At 71.7% G+C, this 15,380-nt stretch carries 12 protein-coding genes and 1 tRNA gene; 4 read left to right on the plus strand and 9 right to left on the minus strand.

The genetic code is table 11. The annotated features are described in order from the left end of the window. Positions 1-5: 5 nt before the first annotated feature. The 6 genes from ACO2TI_RS06970 to ACO2TI_RS06995 form a co-directional block, all read right to left on the minus strand. Positions 6-80 (minus strand) — tRNA-Arg (locus ACO2TI_RS06970). 38 nt (positions 81-118) lie between these two features. Next, on the minus strand, positions 119-4,450 hold the full coding sequence (locus ACO2TI_RS06975; protein ID WP_423283017.1) for a translocation/assembly module TamB domain-containing protein: 4,332 nt from the start codon (positions 4,448-4,450) through the stop codon (positions 119-121). Then, complete coding sequence (locus tag ACO2TI_RS06980; RefSeq protein ID WP_423283018.1) at positions 4,450-6,363, minus strand: autotransporter assembly complex protein TamA; 1,914 nt, start codon at positions 6,361-6,363, stop codon at positions 4,450-4,452. Before ACO2TI_RS06980 ends, ACO2TI_RS06975 begins: the two co-directional genes overlap by 1 nt. Further along, a complete protein-coding gene (locus tag ACO2TI_RS06985) occupies positions 6,363-7,544 on the minus strand; it encodes a vWA domain-containing protein (protein WP_423283020.1) in 1,182 nt (393 codons plus the stop codon). The genes ACO2TI_RS06980 and ACO2TI_RS06985 overlap by 1 nt, the downstream gene beginning before the upstream one ends. 22 nt (positions 7,545-7,566) lie before the next feature. Further along, positions 7,567-8,181: a GNAT family N-acetyltransferase gene (locus tag ACO2TI_RS06990; protein WP_423283021.1), complete on the minus strand. Its 615-nt coding sequence runs from the start codon at positions 8,179-8,181 to the stop codon at positions 7,567-7,569. Next, positions 8,178-9,020 (minus strand): AAA family ATPase, encoded by an 843-nt coding sequence (locus ACO2TI_RS06995; RefSeq protein ID WP_423283022.1) that lies wholly within the window; start codon positions 9,018-9,020, stop codon positions 8,178-8,180. Before ACO2TI_RS06995 ends, ACO2TI_RS06990 begins: the two co-directional genes overlap by 4 nt. A gap of 92 nt (positions 9,021-9,112) precedes the next feature. Here ACO2TI_RS06995 and ACO2TI_RS07000 point away from each other — a divergent pair, with 92 nt between their 5' ends. Together ACO2TI_RS07000 and ACO2TI_RS07005 are read left to right on the plus strand one after the other, a co-directional pair. After that, complete coding sequence (locus ACO2TI_RS07000) at positions 9,113-9,778, plus strand: c-type cytochrome (protein WP_423283023.1); 666 nt, start codon at positions 9,113-9,115, stop codon at positions 9,776-9,778. Between the two features lie 98 nt (positions 9,779-9,876). Beyond that, the gene (locus ACO2TI_RS07005) at positions 9,877-11,460 is read left to right on the plus strand and encodes an ABC transporter substrate-binding protein (protein ID WP_423283025.1); all 1,584 of its coding nucleotides are present in this window, start codon (positions 9,877-9,879) and stop codon (positions 11,458-11,460) included. Positions 11,461-11,553: 93 nt separating this feature from the next. On the opposite strand, the gene ACO2TI_RS07010 is transcribed toward ACO2TI_RS07005, so the two are convergent. The 3 genes from ACO2TI_RS07010 to ACO2TI_RS07020 form a co-directional block, all read right to left on the minus strand. Then, positions 11,554-11,985 carry a DUF1841 family protein gene (locus ACO2TI_RS07010; RefSeq protein ID WP_423283026.1) on the minus strand — a complete coding sequence of 144 codons (432 nt, stop codon included), beginning with the start codon at positions 11,983-11,985 and terminating at the stop codon, positions 11,554-11,556. 43 nt (positions 11,986-12,028) lie between these two features. Continuing rightward, on the minus strand, positions 12,029-12,670 hold the full coding sequence (locus ACO2TI_RS07015; RefSeq protein ID WP_423283028.1) for a trimeric intracellular cation channel family protein: 642 nt from the start codon (positions 12,668-12,670) through the stop codon (positions 12,029-12,031). 86 nt (positions 12,671-12,756) lie between these two features. Beyond that, positions 12,757-13,128, minus strand: a complete 372-nt coding sequence (locus ACO2TI_RS07020) for a hypothetical protein (RefSeq protein WP_423283030.1) — start codon at positions 13,126-13,128, stop codon at positions 12,757-12,759. A 174-nt stretch (positions 13,129-13,302) separates the two neighbouring features. On the opposite strand from ACO2TI_RS07020, the gene ACO2TI_RS07025 reads away from it, so the two are divergent. Next, a complete protein-coding gene (locus ACO2TI_RS07025) occupies positions 13,303-14,037 on the plus strand; it encodes a GntR family transcriptional regulator (protein ID WP_423283032.1) in 735 nt (244 codons plus the stop codon). Continuing rightward, positions 14,034-15,368 (plus strand): malonyl-CoA decarboxylase domain-containing protein, encoded by a 1,335-nt coding sequence (locus tag ACO2TI_RS07030; RefSeq protein WP_423283034.1) that lies wholly within the window; start codon positions 14,034-14,036, stop codon positions 15,366-15,368. Before ACO2TI_RS07025 ends, ACO2TI_RS07030 begins: the two co-directional genes overlap by 4 nt. Positions 15,369-15,380 lie beyond the last annotated feature (12 nt).

Below are 15,380 nucleotides of genomic sequence, written 5' to 3' on the forward strand. Positions count from 1 at the left end.
TTGAATGGTCCCCCCGACAGGAATCGAACCTGTATTTGCCGCTTAGGAGGCGGCCGTTCTATCCATTGAACTACGGGGAGCGGACCGGGCGCGAATTGTAGGTGGCGGGCGTGGCGGTTCAGTTCCACCTGAACAGCCAGATCAGGTCCAGCGCCGGATCGTCGCCGCTTTGTGCGCGCAGCGTGAAGCGCTGCGCGATGCGGTAGGTGATCTGCCAGTTGCCGGTGGTCGCGTTCAGGCCGCGCTCGTAGCCCACGTAGACGCGGTCGCTGATCTGCTTGCCGACGGTGACCACGGTCTCACGCACCGTGCCGTCCTCGTTCTGGCGCACCGACAGCTCGTCGAGCTGCAGCAGCTTGGCGACGTTGAACGCCTCGCTGTCGCCGTTGCCCTCGCCGGCCAGCAGCGCCCACGCGGCGCGCTGCATGATCAGCGACTGGCCGCCGCCCAGGCTGTCGTAGGAGCGGCCGGTGACCAACAGCGCGAGCTTCTCGGTGGCGGGCAGTTCGGGGTCGGAGAACAGGCGCACGCGCGGCGCATTGGCGCTGCCGCCGACGCGCACGCCGACGCGCGTGTCGAGGTTGGGGCGGATCGCCTCGATGTCGAGCCGCGGGTTGGCGATGTCGCCGACGAAGGTGATGACGCCGCGCTCGATCTCCAGCTTCTGGCCGTAGGCCTCGTAGGTGCCGCGTTCGGTGCGGATCTCGCCGTTGGCGGCGAGCCGGCCGCGCGGCGTGGTCAGGCGCAGCTCGCCTTCGAGCCGCGTGTCGATGCCGCGCCCGCGCAGGCGGAAGCGCTGCCCGAGGTTGGCCACCACGTCGAGCGTGATCGGGCGCGCGCTGCGGCGCGCGGCCGCGGCCGCCTGCGCATCCTCCACGTCGCCGGCGCGGCGCACGACCACGTCGTCGCCGAGGCTGGGCGCGTCGGCGCGACTGATGTCGACCAGGCCTTCGTCGGCCTGCAGCCGACCGCGAACGTCGATCGCCTGCGCCTCGAGGCGGATCGCGAGCTCGCCGCTGACGACCGCGCGGCGGTCGACGCGGCCCAGCACCGTCGCGCGTTCGGCCGCGAGCTGCAGCCGTGCCACCGGCTGTGCGCCCAGTCGCGCATCGCCGCTGGCGCGCAGCGTCCCGTTGCCGGCCTTGAACGCGAGCGTTTCGAGCCGCGCCGTCTCGCCGTCGAAGCGCAGCTCGAGGCGGCCTTCGTCCAGCGCGACGCCCTCGAGCGTGTTGCGCAGCGCCAGCGAGTCGCCGCGCACGACGCCGGTCCAGCTCGGCGCCGCGACCGTGCCACCGATGTGCAGCGCCGCGTCGGCCCGGCCGCCGAGCCGCCAGCCGGCCGGTACCCAGGCACCCCAGCCGGCCAGGTTTTCGACGCGTGCGCCGAAGCTGCCGTCGAGCGGCGCGTCGGGGCCGGGGAACAGTGCGCGCGGGTCGGCCTGGATGCGCAGGTCGCCGCCGACGTGGCCGAGGTTGGCGCCGGACAGCCGCTGCTCGACGTGCCAGCGCCCGCCATCGGCCACGACCGCCAGGCGTGCCTCGCTGAGGCCGAGCGCGGTCTCGACGCCGAACTCGCTGATCGTCAGGTCGCCGTCCAGGCGCGCGATCTCGGCGCGCACGCTGACCTCGGGCCGCGAACGCAGCTCGAAGCGCGCGGCAGCGCGCAGGTCGCCCTGCCAGCCGAAGTCGGGCTGCAGGCGCTGCAGCAGCGCGGCCAGCGCGAACGGTTCGATCTCCCCTGCGAGGTCGAGGCGCGGCGGCTGGCCCTCGGCCTGTTCCCAGCGCGCCTCGCGCCAGCGCAGCGTCGCGCCGAGCAGTGCCAGTGCGCCGGGCGCGAGCGTGGCGCGTGCGCTTCCGGGCTGGCGCTCCAGCGCCATTTCGAGGTCGCGCGCCAGCAGCAGGGGCGGCGGCGCGCCGCGACCGGCGGGGGGCAGCGGCGGCAGCGCGGCGATCGCTTCGCCGGCGTCGGCGGGGAGCGTCGTGTCGACCAGCGCCTGCGCCGTGACCGCGTCGACCGCCTGCAGCGACAGCCGCGGCAGGCGCAGCCGCCAGCGCTGTCCCTCGCCCTCGCCGAGCCACTGGCCGGCCAGTGTCGCGTCGAGCAGCAGCGGCGCGCCCGGCGCGCGCGCCTCGGCGCCGGCCTGGGGCTGCGGCTGGCGCAGCACCGCGCGCACGCCGCCGTGATGGTCGGCGAGCCGGCCTTGCAGCTGCGCGGCGGCGGCGCTGATGACCAGGCTCGGCAGCTCGATGCGTTCGGCACGCCAGTCGAGTTGCAGCGCGGTGTCCTGCCATGCGCCGGCCGCGCTGCCGGCGGCGCCGGGCAGCGTGAGGTTCCAGCGCCCGCGCGAGCGGGCCACGCGCAGCGTGCCGACGCGCAGGCCCTCCAGCTCGGCGTTGCCGCGGCTTTGCACCGCCGACGGCGTCGCGGCCGGCAGGCCGAGCCAGGGGGCGAGGCCGCCGCTCGCTTCGAGGCCGAGCTGCGCGCGGCCGGCCAGCGGTCCGAGCGCGAGCGCCTCGCCCAGCGGCGCCAGGCGCTCGAGCTGCGGGGCATCGACGCGCAGCGAGAGGCGGTCGGCGCCGCGGCCCGCGACATGCAGCTCGGCGTCGGCCGACTGATCGGCCGCGCGCAGCGCCAACCGGCCATCGAGCACGCCACGGCCGTCGGCGCGCCAGCCGCTTTGGCCGGCGATCGGCAGGCCGGCGAAGCGGCTGCCTTCGGCGATGCGCGCGTTCAGCTCGCCGTCGAGCACCGCCAGCAGCGACGCGCCCTTGCGCTCGATGGGCACGCGCGCCTGGAGCTGGGCGTCGCCGTCGATGCGGTTGCCGGCGCGGCGCCAGGCGGCGCCCGGGTCGCCCGGCAGCCACAGCGCCGGGTCGAAGGCCTTCCACTGCAGCTGCGCGTCGCCGCGCCAGCTCGCGCCGTCGCGGCGCGCCTGTCCGCGCCCGTCGAGCACCGCGTCGCCGGCGTTCGCTTCGAGCGCCGAGACGAGCAGGCGTTGCGGCGTCAGCTCGGCCCGGGCGCGCAGCCGCACCTTGGCCTCGCGCAGCGCCGGCGGCGCGCGACGCTGCGCATCGGCCACGAGACCGCCGGTCAGGCGCGCGTCGAGATCGACCCGGCCGAACGGCGCGTCGCGTGCGGGGTCCTGGTGCTTGATCGTCAACGGTCCGGCCAGGCGCAACGGCGGCGCGCGCGCATCGAGCGCCGGCAAGACCACGTCGGCCAGCTCGACCACGAGTTCGCCGAGCGGCACGCGGGTCGCGCCGTCGAGGCTGCCGCGCAGCTCGATGCGCCCGGCGGCCGTGCCGCGCTCTCCGGCCAGCTGCAGCCGCGCGCGCTCGACGCTCCAACGCGTGCCGCGGCCGCTGGCCTGCAGGTTCAGCTCGCGCAGCGGCAGCCGTTGCAGGTCCCAGCGCCCGGGCGCGTCGTTGCGCAGCTGTGCCGACAGCGCGAGCGGCCGGGTCGCGTCGAGCTGCAGCGTGAGGTGGCCGTCCAGCGCCGTGGTCGGTGCCGCGGCGTCGAGCAGCGCGGCCAGCGGCGCGAGGTCCAGCCGCGCGAAGCGCGCCTCGAGCTGCGAGACGGGCAAGGGCTCGAACGGCGTCACGCGCGCCTGCGCGTCGACCTGCTGGCCTTGCAGCGTCAGCGAGGCCTGCGCGTCGATGCGCGCCAGCGTGCCGCCCGCACGCAGGCTGGCCTGCGCGCCGCGCGCCCACGGCGGCACGACGGCACCGGACGCCTGAGCCGGCTCGCCGCGCGCGTCGAGCGTGAGCGAAAGGGGCATCGGCGCGTCGGCGCCCACCGTGGCCCGGCCTTGCAGCGCCAGACCGCGCCAGCGCAGCGAGAGGCCGTCGATGCGATGCACCGCGCCGGCCTCGAGGCGCGCGGCCAAGTCTTCGACCGGCGCGGGCTGGCCGGCGATCGACAGGCGCTGCACGTGCAGCGCGTCGATGCGCGCGGTGATCGGCACATGCAGTGCGGTCGGCGGCGGCGACGCCGGGCCTTCGGTGCGCCGGGGCGGCTCCAGATCGACGCTCGCGGCGCCGAGCGAGGCGGCGTGGACGCTGACGAACGGCGCATGCCATTGCCAGTCGGACACCGTCAGCGATTGCCAGCGCAGGCCTCCGACGCGCACGCGCCAGCCGGCAGCGTCGAGCGAGAGGGCGTCGAGCGCAAAGCGTGCCGACTCGCCGAGCAGCGCGCCGCGTGCGCCGCTGAGCGCGAGCCCGGGCACCACGCGTTGCGCGAGCGCCAGCGCCTGTGCGCTGCCAGCCTCGGTGTGCAGCGCGCGCCAGGCCAGCCAGCCGCCGCCGGCCGCTGCGGCGACCAGCAGCACGACACCGATCAGCAATGCACGCGCGAGCCGGCGCCACGCGGGAGCGCGCGGCGGCGGCGCCGGCGGCCGCGGCGACAGCGGTGGCGGCGCGGATGCGCGCGGCGGCGTGGTGGCGCTCATCAGAACGTGATGCCCACGCTCAGGTGCAGCCGCACCGAGTGGGCCTCTTCGCCATAGGCGAGGTCGATGCGCATCGGGCCGACCGGGCTACGCCAGCGCACGCCGAATCCGTAGCCGTAGGCCGGGTTCAGCTCGCCCCATTCGTTGGCGGCGTTGCCGGCGTCGACGAACACCGCGCCGTACCAGTCGCGCCAGCGCTCCGACAAGCGGTGCATCAGCTCGATCGAGCCGGCGGCAAGCACCGCCCCACCGACCGTGGCGCCGTCGCGCTGCGGACCCAGCGTCTGGTAGCCGTAGCCGCGCACCGAGTCGTCGCCGCCGGTGCGAAACAGCAGCGAGTCCGGGATGCCTTGCGCATCGCGCCGGATCACCTGGCCGGCCTCGACGCGGGCGACGCCCAGCCAGCCGGCGACCAGCGGCTGGTACAGCACCGCGCGGCCGTACAGCCGCGCGAACGGGCCGTTGTCGCCGTCGCTGTCGTGGGCCAGGCCGACGCCGGTCTGCAGGTTGAGCGTCAGGCCGCGCGTCGGGAAGGTGGCGTTGTTGACGCCGAGCCGGATCCACTCGACGTTGGCGCTGACCGCGCGATCGGTGGTGCGGGTGTTGTCGGTCTCGACGCTGGTCTGGTTGTACTCGAGGTAGTTGAGGCGGTCGAAGTTCAGCGTGTCGAGCGAGCGGCCGAAGCGAAGGCGCTGCGAGGTGGTGATCGAGCCGCCGGCATCGAGGTAGTCGGCGCGCGCGCCGACCAGCCAGCGGTAGCCTTTCTCGCGCGGATAGGAGATCAGGTCGGCGGTCGCGACGCGCTCGTCGCGGCCGAGCTTGATCTTGGTGTTGAAGATCCAGTCCTTGTCGAACGGGCGGCGGTGCGTGTACTCGATGCCCACGCGCGGGCCGGTCGAGGAGCTGTAGCCGATCGACGGCGAGGCCTGCTGCATCGGCGCCTCGCGCAACCGCGCCGTGACGACGGCGCGCTCGGCACGCTCGACGTCCGGATCGAGCTCGACCGCGATGCCCTCGTACAGCCCGAGCTTCTGGATCGCCTCCTGCCAGTCGAGCAGGTCGCGCTCGCTGTAGGTTTCACCCATCTCGAACGGCAGCACGTTGAGCGCCGCGCTGGGCGGCGTGCGCGCAAGCCCCTCGACGCGCGCCTCGCCGATGCGAAACAGCGGCCCGCTGTCGACGATGACCAGCAGCTTGACGCTGTTCTCGGTCGCATCGACCTGGGCGCTGGTGCCTGCGTAGGCGGCGGTCGCGTAGCCGTTGTTGCGCAGCTGCGTGATGAGCGCGGTCTTCGCTGCGCTCCAGGCGTCTTGCGTGAAGCGCGCGCCGCGCTGCAGCGTCCAGCGCGACTGCAGCCGCTGCCAGCGCCGCTGCGAACGGGCGTCGCCGGCATTGATGAGATCGAGCATCTGCCCTTGCATCTCGAGCTGCACGTCGGCAATGCGCGCCGGCCGGCCGGGATCGACGCTCACGGTGATCGTGGCGGGCTCGCCGTCGGCGGCGTCGCTTCGCTGCACCTCGACATCGGGCGAGAAATAGCCCTGGGTCTCCAGCAGCGAGCGCGCCTGCGCCTCGGTCGCGGCGGCCAGCCGCGCGATCTCGCTGCGCGACAGGTCGGGCTGGTCGCGAAACCGCGCCACGTCGAGGTGGCGCGCAAGCAGGTCGCGCGACGGGTTCGGCGCGTTGACGACCAGCCGGTAGGACGCGCCGCGCAGCTCGACCGTCTCGGCGCCGCCGGCACGCACGCGCGCAGCCGGCTGCGTGGCCTCGGCTTCGGCGCCGGGTTCGTCGGGGTCGCCGTCGCCGTCGGCATCGGCGTAGAAGGCGTGCGCGCCGCCGGCCGCGAGCAGCATGGCAGCCAGCAGCAGCCGCAGCGCCGGGCGCAGCGATGCCAGGCGCGAGCCGCGGCGCATCACTTGCTGAGCAAGCGCATGGCGTCCTCGAGCCCGGCCAGCGTGAGCGGGAACATGCGCTGGTGCATCAGCTGCTGCACGATCGCGATGCTCTGCCGGTAGCCCCACACGCCCTGCGGCTCCGGGTTGATCCACGCGTACTTCGGGAACGCGTGCGTGAGCCGCTGCAGCCACTCGGCCCCCGGCTCCTCGTTGTTGTACTCGACGCTGCCGCCGGGCTGCAGGATCTCGTAGGGGCTCATCGTCGCGTCGCCGACGAAGACCAGCTTGTAGTCCTTGTTGTACTTGCGGATCACGTCCCAGGTCGCGAACTTCTCGCTGAAGCGGCGGCGGTTGTTCTTCCACATGAAGTCGTAGACGCAGTTGTGGAAGTAGAAGAACTCCAGGTGCTTGAACTCGCTCTTGACCGCCGAGAACAGCTCCTCGACGCGGTGGATGTGCTCGTCCATCGTGCCGCCCACGTCCATCAGCAGCAGCACCTTCACCTTGTTGTGCCGCTCGGGAATCATCTTGATGTCGAGCAGGCCGGCGTTGGCTGCGGTGGCGTGGATGGTGTTGTCGAGGTCGAGCTCGAGTTCGTTGCCCTCGCGCGCGAAGCGGCGCAGGCGGCGCAGCGCGACCTTGATGTTGCGGGTGCCGAGTTCCTTGGTGTCGTCGTAGTCGGCGTAGGCGCGCTGGTCCCAGACCTTGACGGCGCTCTTGTTGCGCCCAGCGCCGCCGATGCGGATGCCCTGCGGGTTGTAGCCGGCATTGCCGAACGGGCTGGTGCCGCCGGTGCCGATCCACTTGCTGCCGCCTTCGTGGCGCTCCTTCTGCTCTTCGAAGCGCTTCTTGAGCGTGTCCATCAGCTCCTGCCAGCCCATCTTCTCGATGGCGGCCTTCTCCTCGGGGCTGAGCTCGAGTTCGAGCGTCTTCTTGAGCCACTCGAGCGGAACGTCCTTGCTGAAGTCGGCCACCAGCTCGACGCCCTTGAAGTAGGCCGCGAAGGCGCGGTCGAACTTGTCGTAGTGGGCCTCGTCCTTGACCAGCGCCGTGCGGGCGAGAAAGTAGAACTTGTCGACCGAAGGGCCGTCGCCGTCGTCGATGACGCCAGCGCGCAGGGCCTCGAGCAGGCTCAGGTACTCGTTGACCGACACCGGCAGCTTGGTGGCGCGCAGCGTGTAGAAGAAGGCGGTCAGCATGGGGGCCTCCGACTCGATGCGCTCAATCTTGTGACGCGGCGCGCGGCTTGTCGAGTTGCCAGCGCAGGTGCGAGCGCACCGTCGGCCATTCCGGCGCGGTGATGCTGTAGACGGCGGTGTCGCGCAGCGTGCCGTCGGCCGTGCGCTGGTGGTGGCGCAGGATGCCGTCGAGCTGCGCGCCCAGGCGCTCGATCGCGCGGCGGCTTTGCTGGTTGAAGCGATGGGTGCGGAACTCGACCGCGATGCAGCCCAGGCGCTCGAAGGCATGGCCGAGCAGCAACAGCTTGGCCTCGGTGTTGAGCGGTGTGCGCTGCACGTCGCGGCGGTACCAGGTCGAGCCGATCTCGACGCGCTGGTGGACCGCGTCGACATGCATGTAGGTTGTCATGCCGGCAATCCGGCCGGACGCGTCGAGCACGGTGAACGGCAGCATCGAGCCGCGCTCCTGCAGGCCGAGCCGGCGCTCGATCTCGCCGGCCATCGCCTCGGGCGTCGGCACGCTCGTGTACCAGAGCTTCCAAAGCTCGCCGTCGCGCACCGCGTCGACGAGTCCGTCATGGTGCTCGCGTGCAAGCGGCACGAGCTTCACATGCTCGCCGGCCAGCGTGACCGGCTGCAGCCAGGGCACGACGCTCATCGGTTGTGCTTCTGCATGAAGACCAGCTTCTCGAACAGGGTCAGGTCCTGCTCGTTCTTCAGCAGCGCGCCCACCAGCGGCGGGATTGCGACCTTGTCCTCGCCGGTGGCGAGTGCCGATGGCGGGATGTCTTCGGCCATCAGCAGCTTGAGCCAGTCGAGCAGCTCCGAGGTCGAGGGCTTCTTCTTGAGTCCGGGCAGGCCGCGGATGTCGTAGAAGTTCTTCATCGCCGCCGTCAGCAGCTCGCGCTTGAGGTCGGGAAAGTGCACCGCGACGATCTTCTTCATCGTCTCGGCGTCGGGGAACTTGATGTAGTGGAAGAAGCAGCGGCGCAGGAAGGCGTCGGGCAGCTCCTTCTCGTTGTTCGAGGTGATGAACACCAGCGGGCGGTGCTTGGCGCGCACGAGTTCGCGCGTCTCGTAGACGTAGAACTCCATGCGGTCGAGTTCGCGCAGCAGGTCGTTCGGGAATTCGATGTCGGCCTTGTCGATCTCGTCGATCAGCAGCGCCACCGGTTGCTCGGCCGTGAAGGCCTGCCACAGCGTGCCCTTGACGATGTAGTTGTGGATGTCCTTGACCTTCTCGTCGCCGAGCTGGCTGTCGCGCAGCCGGCTCACCGCGTCGTATTCGTACAGGCCCTGCTGAGCCTTGGTCGTGCTCTTGATGTGCCACTGCAGCAGCGGCAGGCCCAAGGCGGTCGCCACTTCCTCGGCCAGCATCGTCTTGCCGGTGCCGGGCTCGCCCTTGACCAGCAGCGGGCGCTTGAGGGCGATCGCGGCATTGACCGCGAGCATCAGGTCGGGCGTGGCGACGTACTGGTCGGAACCTTCGAATCTCATGGTGTGTACGGCAGGCGGCAATGGCTCGGGCCAGTATAGGTGCGACCCGTATAATCGCCCGCTGCCCCAAACTGAGCCCCAACGCGTTGACCATGAAAGCCCTGTTCGCCGCGACGACCGCAGTACTCGCCATCGCATTCGGCCCCGTCACGTACGCGCAGGACAAGCCCGCCGGCGGCGATGCCGCAGCCGGCGCCAAGAAGGTCGCGATGTGCATCGGCTGCCATGGCATCCCGGGCTACCAGTCGAGCTTCCCCGAAGTGCACAAAGTCCCGATGATCGCGGGCCAGAACGCCAAGTACATCGTCGCCGCGCTCGGCGCCTACAAGAAGGGCGAGCGCAAGCACCCGACGATGCGCGGCATCGCCGACACGCTGTCCGAACAGGACATGGCCGACGTCGCCGCCTACTACGAGAACCAGGGCGGCGCGCATGCCGAGCTGCCCAAGGAGCCGGCCGCGCCGAACGCGCAGGTGGCCGAGCTGCTGAAGAAGGGCAACTGCGCGGCCTGCCACGGCGCCAACCTCAGCACCCCGATCGACCCGAGCTACCCCAAGCTCTCGGGCCAGCACGCCGATTACCTCTACGTCGCGCTGAAGTCCTACCAGACCGAGAAGAACCCGCAGATCGGCCGCGGCAACGCGATCATGGCCGCGCAGGCCAAGCCCTTCTCGCATGCCGAGCTCAAGGCGCTGGCGAACTACATCGCCTCGCTGCCCGGCGACCTGAAGACCGTGCCGCAGAGCAAGTTCCGCTGACCGGACTCGCTTCCATCGAGCAGCCGCAGGCAACCCCTGCGGCTGTTTTGTTTTCGGGTCCTACCTACACTGCGGCGCTCATCGAACGGAGAAAGCCCATGCGCCTCGCGCAGACCGTGTCCGCTCTCGTCCTGGCGCTCGCGATGGCGCCGCTTTGCGCGCAGACCCTGCGCTGGACCTCGCAAGGCGACCTGCAGACGCTCGATCCGCATTCGCAGAACGAGTCGCTGACCAACCAGATCAACGGCCAGGTCTACGAAACCCTGGTTGGGCGCGGCAAGCAGCTCGAGATCGTGCCGCTGCTGGCCACCGAATGGCAGCAGACCGGCGCGACCACCTGGCGCCTCAAGCTGAGGCCCAACGTCAAGTTCCATGACGGCACGCCGTTCTCGGCCGACGACGTGGTGTTCTCGATGCGCCGCATGGCGGCCGCGAGTTCCGACCTCAAGGTCTACGCCACCGCGCTGGGCGAGGCACGCAAGCTCGATGCGCTGACGGTGGAGTTCCGCCTGCCGCAGGTGAATCCGATCTTCCTGCAGCACCTGAGCTCGATGCCGATCATGAGCCAGGCGTGGTGCGAGAAGCACGGCGTCGCCGCGCCGCTGGACTTCAAGGCCAAGCAGGAGGGCTACAGCTCGCTGCACGCGAACGGCACCGGCCCCTTCATGCTGGTCTCGCGCCAGCCCGACGTGAAGACGGTCTTCAAGCGCAATCCGAACTGGTGGGGCCGCATCGAGGGCAATGTGCAGGAGGTGCAGTTCCTGCCGATCAAGAGCGACGCGACGCGGCTGGCCGCGCTGGTCTCGGGCGAAGTCGACTTCGTGCTCGATCCGGCGCCGCAGGATCTGGCCCGGTTGCGCAACACCGCCGGCGTGCGCGTGCTGGATGGCCCCGAGAACCGCGTGCTCTTCGTCGGCATGGACCAGACGCGCGACGAGCTGCTGTATTCCAGCCTCAAGGGCCGCAACCCGTTCAAGGACGCGCGCGTGCGCCGCGCGCTCTACCAGGCGGTCGACATCGAGACGATCAAGACCAAGCTGATGCGCGGCCAGGCCCAGCCCACCGGCGCGGTGATGCCCTCGCCGCTGGGCGTCTACAACGATGCCGAGCTCGAGCGCCGCCTGCCCTTCGATCTGGCCGGCGCGCGCAGGCTGATGGCCGACGCCGGTTACGCGGAGGGCTTCGACGTCACGCTCGACTGCCCCAACAACCGCTACGTCAACGACGAGGAGATCTGCCTCGCGCTGGCCGCGATGTGGGCGCAGCTCAAGGTGAAGGTCAAGGTCAACGCGATGCCGCGCACGCTGTACTTCCCCAAGCTGCAGAAGCTCGACACCTCGATGTACCTGCTCGGCTGGGGCGGCTCGGTCACTGACGCCGAGACGACCTTCACGCCGATCTACCGCACGCGCGGCGAGGGTGGCGTGGGCAGCTGGAACTTCGCGCAGATCGCCAACCCGAAGCTCGACGAACTGGCGGCCGCGTCGAGCCGCGAGCCCGATGCGGCCAAGCGCGAGCAGATCGTCAAGTCGGTCGTGCGCGAGTTTCAGCAGCAGGTGCATGCGCTGCCGCTGCACCGCCAGTCGATCTCGTGGGCGATGCGATCGAATGTCAGCGCGATCCAGCGCGCCGACAATTGGCTCGAGTGGCAGTGGGTGAGCGTGGGCCCCCACGCTCGCTGACGCTCGCTGCCCCCCGAGGGGGCCCTTGCTGCGGACCGGCGAAGCCGGATCCGCGCAAGCCCTGGGCTGGGGCGGTGCATTGCGGAGGCAGTGCTAGCGGGTGGCCCGGCGCCGCACTGCGTCGATATAGGTCTCGCCGTCCGGCGGCAGGCCGCTGCGCTGCGAGGCCCAGACCATCTCGCCCAGGCATTCCATCGCTTCGTGGTGCGCGGCATGCAGCGAGCCGCGCCGCGCGGCGAGCAGCTCGACGGCCTGCTTGATGCCGCGCGGCTGGTCGATCTGCACCTGCTCGCTGACCGAGAGGTGCATCGCCAGGTGCAGGAACGGGTTGCTGCGTCCTTCCTCGACCGTGTAGCTGGCCGCGAGCGCCGCGTCGACGTCGGCCAGCTCGTCGTGGTACTCGGGATGCTGGCCGATCCAGTCGGCGGCCAGGGCTTCGAGCGGCGTCAGGGGCTCGCCGGCGCGCTCCTTGCGATAGGCCTCGCAGAAGAAGCGGCGGACGTCGTGCTGGGAAGGCGAGAACATGGCGAGATTGTCCCGCGCCGTGCGCGCTCGGCGCGGCGCGAGGTCAATCGCGGATGCGCCACGCCGGAATGCGCCAGTCGAACTGCAGCGCGGCGCCGCGCAGCGCGACGGTGACGACGGTGCCCGCGGCGAGCGCGGCCGCGTCGCTCGCGCCCAGCGCGTCGGCGGCGATCACCGCCCAGCCGCCGGCGAAGGCGCACACCGCGTACGGCCGGCGGTCGCGGAAGGTCATCGGGATCTCGTTGCAGACGATGTCGCGCAGCACGCCGCCGAACACCGCGGTGACCACGCCGATCACCGCTGCGGCGAGCATGGGCCAGCCGGTCTCCAGCGCGAGCTGCGTGCCGGTGGCCGCGAACAGGCCCAGCCCCAGCGCGTCGGGCCAGACGATGGCTTGCTCGGTCGGGCGGCGGTGGCGCGCGCGCATTGCCACCATCGCGGCGATCGAGAGCGCGAACACGCCCCAGAGATAGGCGGAGTGCTGGACCCAGAACAGCGGCCGGCGGTCGAGCAGCAGGTCGCGCAGCGTGCCGCCGCCGAACGCGGTCAGGCAGGCGACGACGACCACGCCGACGGCGTCGAGCCGCTTGCGCGCAGCCTCCATCACGCCGCTGGCGGCGAAGGCGGCGGTTGCAGCCACTTCGACGATGTACTGGGCCGTGGCGAGATCGAGGGCAGGGCGCATGCGGACGGTGCGCGGGCAGGAGTGGCGACGCCCGCCATCATCACCGATCGGGGCCGGCGGGCGGTGCTGCCTGCCGGCCGGCCGGCTCAGGCGCGTCGGGGGCGCTGGGCTCGCCTGATGCGCGCGCGCTCGATCGGCTCGCCGCGGCGCAGCCTGAACAAGGCCTGCTCGGTCAGCCACGCCGCGCAGCGGCGCTGCGCCTCGTCGTCGATGCAGTGGTCCAGCCCGCGCTCGAACAGCAGCGACTCGGCCGCCTCGGCGAGCACCTCGCGGCCGCCGCGCGCCAGCGCTAGCAGCGCGGCATCGTCTTGTTCATGCAAGGCCGCGCGCACGAAGCGCGCGGCGATGCGGTAGTCGCGCGCGTGCATGCGGCGCGGCTCCTGCTCGAGCTGGCGGATCACGTCGATGCAGATGCACACCCCCTCGTCGAGGATGCATTCGGGCAAGGGCTCGCGCATGCGCTGCGGCTCCGGAAGGCGTTGGATGCCGGCTTATCGGCAGGATCGCGGCGGCGCTGAAGTCTGCGTCGGGCTTCTGCGGGGATTCCCGGATCGGGCTTTTGTGATCTTGTAATTACAGAATTCAAATCCTAGGATGCGTCGACATCGCCCGCTGCCCGACGGAGCGCCCCCATGAGCGACCTCAGCGATCTCGGCCCCCTGGTTCGTCCCGCCTCGCTGCACGAGTCGGTGGCCGCGCGGCTGCGTGCGCTGATCTTCGAGCGCCAGCTCGCGCCCGGCGCGCTGATCGACGAGCTGGCGCTGGCGCGCGAGTGGGGCATCAGCCGCACGCCGCTGCGCGAGGCGCTCAAGGTGCTTGCCTCGGAAGGCCTGGTGCACGCGCAGCCGCGGCGCGGCTGCGTGGTCACCGAGATCAGCGAGGACGACGCGCGCCAGCTGTTCCCGGTGATGGCGCTGCTCGAAGGTCGCTGCGCCTACGAAGCCGCGCGCAACGCGACCGATGCCGAGCTGGTCGAGCTCGAAGGCCTGCACGCCCAGCTCGAGCACCATGCCGCCAGTGGCGACACCGACGGCTACTACCGCGCCAATCACGTCTTCCACACGCGCGTTCAGCAGCTCGCGCGCAACCCCTGGCTGTCGCGCGCGACGGACCAGCTGCGCATCTTCATGCGCCTGCTGCGCGGCCGTCAGCTGCACCTGCCCGGACGCATGGACGCGTCGATCGGCGAGCACCGCGCGCTGATCGCGGCGCTGCTGGCGCGCGACGCGCGCGCCGCGCAGCGTGAGATGCACGACCACCTGATGGCGCAGCTCGATGCGCTGCAGGCCTTGCGCGCCGCCGAGTCCGGCGCGCGCCCCGCCGCTGCCAGGCCGGCCGCGCGCCGACCGACGAGGAGCCGCCGATGATGCTCAAGCCCCTGGCCGATGCGGCCTCGTCGCGCGGGCGGCGCGCCGCGCTCGATCTGCTGTCGCGCCGCCACTCGGGCGGCGGCACGCGGGCGCTGGCGCGGGTGCTCGACGGCTGCCGGCGCCTCTTGTCCGAGCGGGGTGAGGCCAACAGCCTGGCCATCGCCGCCGAGCTGATGCCGCGCCTGGTCGCGCTGGACGACGAGGCCCGGCTGCGCTTCTTCCGCCACCTGGCCGACGACTTCGGCCCCGATCCGCAGGGCGTGCTGCTGGCCGCGCAGCGCTTTGCCGAGCAGCCGGACGCCGAGCGGCTGATCGCGCTGACGGCGGCATCCGAGCCGCCGCGCCAGGAGCTGCTGCGCCGGCTCAACCGCGCGCCCGGCGGCACCGCCGGCATCCTGCGGCTGCGGCGCGCGCTGCTGGCCGCGCTGCGCACGCAGCCGGGCCTCGCGGCGGTCGAGGCCGATTTCCTGCACCTGCTGTCGAGCTGGTTCAACCCCGGCTTCCTGCAGATGCAGCCGATCGACTGGCGCGCCAGCGCCGAGCTGCTCGAACGCCTGATCGAGCACGAGGCGGTGCACGAGATCCAGGGCTGGGGCGACCTGCGCCGCAGGCTGCAGCCGGACCGGCGCTGCTTCGCGTTCTTTCATCCGCAGCTGCCGGGCGAGCCGCTGATCTTCGTCGAGGTGGCGCTGCTGCCGGAGATGCCAGCGGCGATCGCGCCGCTGATCGATCCGGCCTCGCCGCCGCGGCCGGCACGCGACTTCAAGGTCGCGACCTTTTACTCGATCAGCAACTGCGAGCCGGGCCTCAAGGGCGTCTCGCTGGGCAACTTCCTGATCAAGCGCGTCGCCGAGCACCTGCAGCGCGAGCTGCCGCAGCTGCGCAGCTTCTGCACGCTGTCGCCGATCCCGGGCTTCGCGGCCTGGCTGGCGCGCGACGATGCGCCGGCGCCGCCGCGCTGGGCGCAGCGCGTCGCGGCGGCGCGCGAGACGCTGACGGCGGCCGGCGGTGCCGCGGCGCTGGGCAAGGGCTTCGATCCGGTGCAATGCGATGGCGCGCTGCGCGAGGCGATCGAGCTGCTTGCCACCGTGTACCTCGCGCATGAAGCGCCGACGCCGCGCGGCGATGCGGTCGCCAAGTTCCACCTCGGCAACGGCGCGCGACTGGAACGTCTGAACTGGGCCGGCGACCTGAGCCGCAAGGGGCTCAAGCAGTCGCTGGGCCTGATGGTCAACTACCTCTACGATCTGCGCCACGTGGAGGAGCAGCACGAGCGCTTCGTGCACGGCGAGGTCAGCGCATCGCGGCGCATCAAGCGCCTGCCTTGATTCCACCTTGAC

The sequence above is a fragment of the Caldimonas sp. KR1-144 genome, from assembly GCF_049446155.1.
Taxonomy (GTDB): domain Bacteria; phylum Pseudomonadota; class Gammaproteobacteria; order Burkholderiales; family Burkholderiaceae_C; genus Rivibacter.